This is a genomic window from Paraburkholderia xenovorans (genome assembly GCF_046030735.1).
GTDB lineage: Bacteria > Pseudomonadota > Gammaproteobacteria > Burkholderiales > Burkholderiaceae > Paraburkholderia > Paraburkholderia xenovorans_A.
On sequence record NZ_JAQQBV010000082.1, the window covers coordinates 1 to 4,002 of the forward strand.

Annotated in this window: 2 protein-coding genes and 1 pseudogene; all 3 read left to right on the forward strand. The window is 54.0% G+C overall.

Going from position 1 to position 4,002, the window contains the following annotated elements:
* The first annotated feature begins 241 nt into the window (after positions 1 to 241).
* Positions 242 to 2,293: a hypothetical protein gene (locus PQQ51_RS34045; RefSeq protein ID WP_408501577.1), complete on the forward strand. Its 2,052-nt coding sequence runs from the start codon at positions 242 to 244 to the stop codon at positions 2,291 to 2,293.
* 3 nt (positions 2,294 to 2,296) lie between these two features.
* The gene (locus PQQ51_RS34050) at positions 2,297 to 3,277 is read left to right on the forward strand and encodes an ATP-binding protein (protein WP_408501578.1); all 981 of its coding nucleotides are present in this window, start codon (positions 2,297 to 2,299) and stop codon (positions 3,275 to 3,277) included.
* Between the two features lie 89 nt (positions 3,278 to 3,366).
* Positions 3,367 to 4,002, forward strand: a pseudogene (locus PQQ51_RS34055) (hypothetical protein); the annotation flags it as partial.

Here is a 4,002-nt window from a genome sequence, read left to right on the forward strand (position 1 = left end):
CGTTGGTTTGCATAAAACTGTTCCCAACTATTCGCCGTCGGTTGGCCCCGGAGAGCACATGCGGGAACAATATTAGTTACGTTTTTTTTGCATAAAACTGGTCTTTCAGCCAACGGAGCAAATAAAACTGTATTTTTTCAGCGAGCGCCCATCACCGTCCGCTTGCATTTCCCTAAAAGCACGCTATCTTTCATTGCTATTTGACGCGTGCCTTCGATCATCTGGTGACAGGGGGTTTGGTATGACAGAAGGCCCCGTTGCAGACAATTCCACCGACTCTCACCGAACTGTGAGCGGGCAACGTGTTGATACTTCGCAGTGGGCCACTCCAGACGAGGGAGCCTTTGAAGGTCCTCGACGCGCTCTGTATCTTGCGAGAAAACAAGCGGTGGATTTGTATCTGTCGGGGGCAAACGATGAAACCATCAAGCAACTGACGTCAATAGGTGCAAAGCAGGCCTACCGCCTGATCCGGGAACGCTGTCTCGAAACCCACCCCGACGGTCGTCCATATGGATGGCGGGCGCTAGTTCCTTACTTGAGAATACGGCCTTATAAACGACGCACGATAATCCGTGTGGACCGCTTTGGCGGAGGCGCGGTCGGAGCACTGCAAGCTCTCCTTGACGGCGAACCAGAATTACGTAAAGCCTTCGATTCACGCATTCGTGCGAACACGTCAGACAAACGACTTATTGAGATCGGACGGTCCAGACGACGTCATTGTTCGTGGTTTCTTGATCAATTGCGGAGCCTCGGATATGAAGCGAGAAACGAATGGCCCTTCAATACTTTGAGTCAGGGCTATTTCTCAATCCGCCGATATGCTGATAGCGTTTTGCTGAATTCCCCTACGTCTTTAGCAGCACAGATCGGTGGGCCGTCGCTAGTTGCAAAACTGAAGACTGGGGATGGCACGGACCGCCCCGTAATGAAATTCATGCAGCGGGTCGAGATGGATGCGCATAAGCTTGATGGTCGATTTTGCGTATCGCTGCCTTTGATGGGCGGTGGTTCTCAAGAGAAAATCGTCCATCGTCTTTGGGTCATTGTCTTGCTCGAAGTTGTCTCGCGCGCGGTAGTGGGCTACTACCTCAGCATGAGAAGGGAGGTTTCAAAAGACGATGTTCTGCGCGCGGTAAAGCGCGGCCTGAGTCGATGGAATACCCGTCCGATCAGCTTCTGCCAAATCTCATATTTGCCGGGAGCAGGGCTTCTTTCTGCCGCTGGAAATGAGTTCACCGGGTTGTGCTGGGACGAAACAAGCGTGGATGGCGCCCTGGCCGAGACCTGCCAGCAAGTCCGCGAGGCGTTGAGAGATGCTGTTGGCTCAACCTTGCTGGATCCAAAAACATCATTCTCAAAACGTAGAAGCAAAGATGACCGTCCGTTCATAGAGACGTTTTTCCGTAATCTTGCGGGACAAGGCTTCCAGCGCCTGTCGAACACAACTGGTGCCAAGCCGCAGGACAGAAGGGGGAGAGCACCCGAAGAGATTGCGCTGTCGAGCCGCTTCCAGTACGAGTATGCGGAAGAGCTCCTGGACCTGCTAATTGCGAATTACAACGTGACGCCTCATCGGGGCATCGGCAACCGGACGCCTCTCGCTTATGCCCGGTATCTTTACGCGCAGTCGGGCGCGCCCTTACGTCGGACAGACGCTACAGTCATTGAGTCTTTGTTCAGCACACGCAAGCGCTGTGTGGTGCGCGGTGGGGCAAAGACTGGCAGAGCCCCATTTGTTGAATTTCATTATGCACGCTACACCAACGAGGTCTTGCACAATAGACACGATCTTGTCGGTACGGAGATTTGGGTTATCAGCCACAAGGAAGATGACTGTAGGATCGCGCTTGCCTCGACGCTACAGGGCATGTCGCTAGGCGTGCTGAGGGCGGCACCACCATGGCACATATCGCCGCACAGTCTAGCGATGCGCGCAGCGATATGCCAAGCAAGTTCACGAGGACAATTAGTGATCCCGGCTGGCTGTGATGGCGTCGGTGTTTTCATCGACTATGTCGAGAGACAGCCCCGTAACAAGCTGCCAGTTCATCCAGCCTATCTCGAGGCACGTCGGATACTAATCGCGGCGGCTGAACAATCGATCGGCTCATCAATGCTCGAATCAGCAATGACGCGAGCGAGTGCGAGCGAAGCCCAACGCTGGAGCAAAGGCATGGACGATACGAAGGAAACTGACAACCCCTTGCCGTCGGCTGCGCCCAGCGGAGAAACCGAACGGGCCGCCACTCATGGCCTGCCTCCGCGCAGGCTCGCATCGGCAAGATAAGCCATGACGTACTCGTTGCCTGAACACGTTGATCCACGGCACTGCATCATTACCAAGCAGTACGCGGTGTATACGCCACCGATGCACGAGATGATCGAGCAAATCGGCGACTGGATCGACCAGCAGCGGCCGGGGGGCTACATCTACGGGGCGTCACGCCTCGGAAAAACGAAATGCGTGCGCTGGTACCTTGGTGATGTACTCGAGGAACGCTTTAGCACGATGCTGCCTCTGATCGTATGGAGTCGTCGGCCTGACATCCAGACCAGCGAAGCGGGTTTCTGGCACCAGCTCCTGCTCGCTTCCCATTTTGCGTTCGTTAACCCTTCCAAACCGCCAAAGAAGGCTGAAGCAATATTCCTGTGTAAGGAAAGGTTCATCGCCATAGCGAAAAATGCGAACCGGAATTATGTTGTTTTGTTAATAGACGAAGCTCAGGACCTGACGTTTCGGGAGTGGAAGTGGTTGGTTGGGCTTCAGAACGAGCTGGATGACGAAGGTTTTTTGTTAAGCGTGTTCTCCGTTGGCTCACATCAACTGGGCTACAAGCATGAGTACATGGCAAGCACGGGCAACGCCCACGTCGCGGCGCGATTCATGGCCGCACATGCGAGATTCCATGGATTGCGAGCACGGGAGGAGGTCGAATATGTCCTGAATGGATACGACGTCGACTCGCAGTGGCCACCCGGTAGTAACGTTTCCTTTCTGCAGTATTTCGCACCGGGGGACTTTGCCGCAGGATGCCGGCTCGCGCACTGCGCGGAACAAGTCTGGAAAGCTTTAGGCGAGCTTTCACCGGATTCCCTACGTAAGCATCGGGAGTATCCGATGCAGCATCTGGCCAGAGCGGTCGAAGCTGCACTGTTGCGACTGGCGTCGGGAGTAGACTGGGACACGGTTATGAGCTACGAGAGCTGGTTGAGCGAGCTTGCAAAAACCAATTTTTCTGACCATATGCGAATCATCTCGACGGCCACCTGACAATGACTGATTGCCCATCAGCCAACTGGTGGCCTGGGAATCTTCGCCCTTATGAGTCACAGGTCTCATTCCTCGCGAGATTCTGTGAAATGAACGGCACTACGCTCAAGCAATGTCGTAGTTTTTTTAATGTAGAGATCAGTGATGGAAAGGAGTACACATATGATGAAATCAAGCGGATCGCGTCGCTGCTGAACGAAACATTTGCCTCGGCGGTATCGGTATTTAGCCGATCGGTGACTATCGTGGGGTGTGGCACGTACGGCCTATGGGAATCTTTTCGCCAAGGTGTCCGCTATTGCGAGGAGTGCGCGAGATATGGATACCACAGCTATCTGCATGAAATAGAATGGTTATCAAAATGTCCTTTTCATATGAGCACGCTGAAGGAAGCCCACAGTGCCCGCACCACTGGTACTATCGCAGCTCGGCGGATTTCAGTGTTGAAAACGATCATGCAATCGATGTGCGCGATATGGCCTCGGGCTGATGAGGCTTTTTTCGCGCCTGATGCGCAGGGAGAAATTAAACATCTGTCGGACTGGATCTCACGTGTGACTGACGCTGCGGCTGATCTCACAACGGGCGAGATATGGCGCTCTGGAGACGGTAGTCGCCGCATGTCACTCACACAGATTTTTGGGCAATTGCGCACTCTGCATCCGATGCCAGAAACCACGGTGCCATTGCTTACGGCACCAGGAGAGCCTTGGAACGTAGAAATT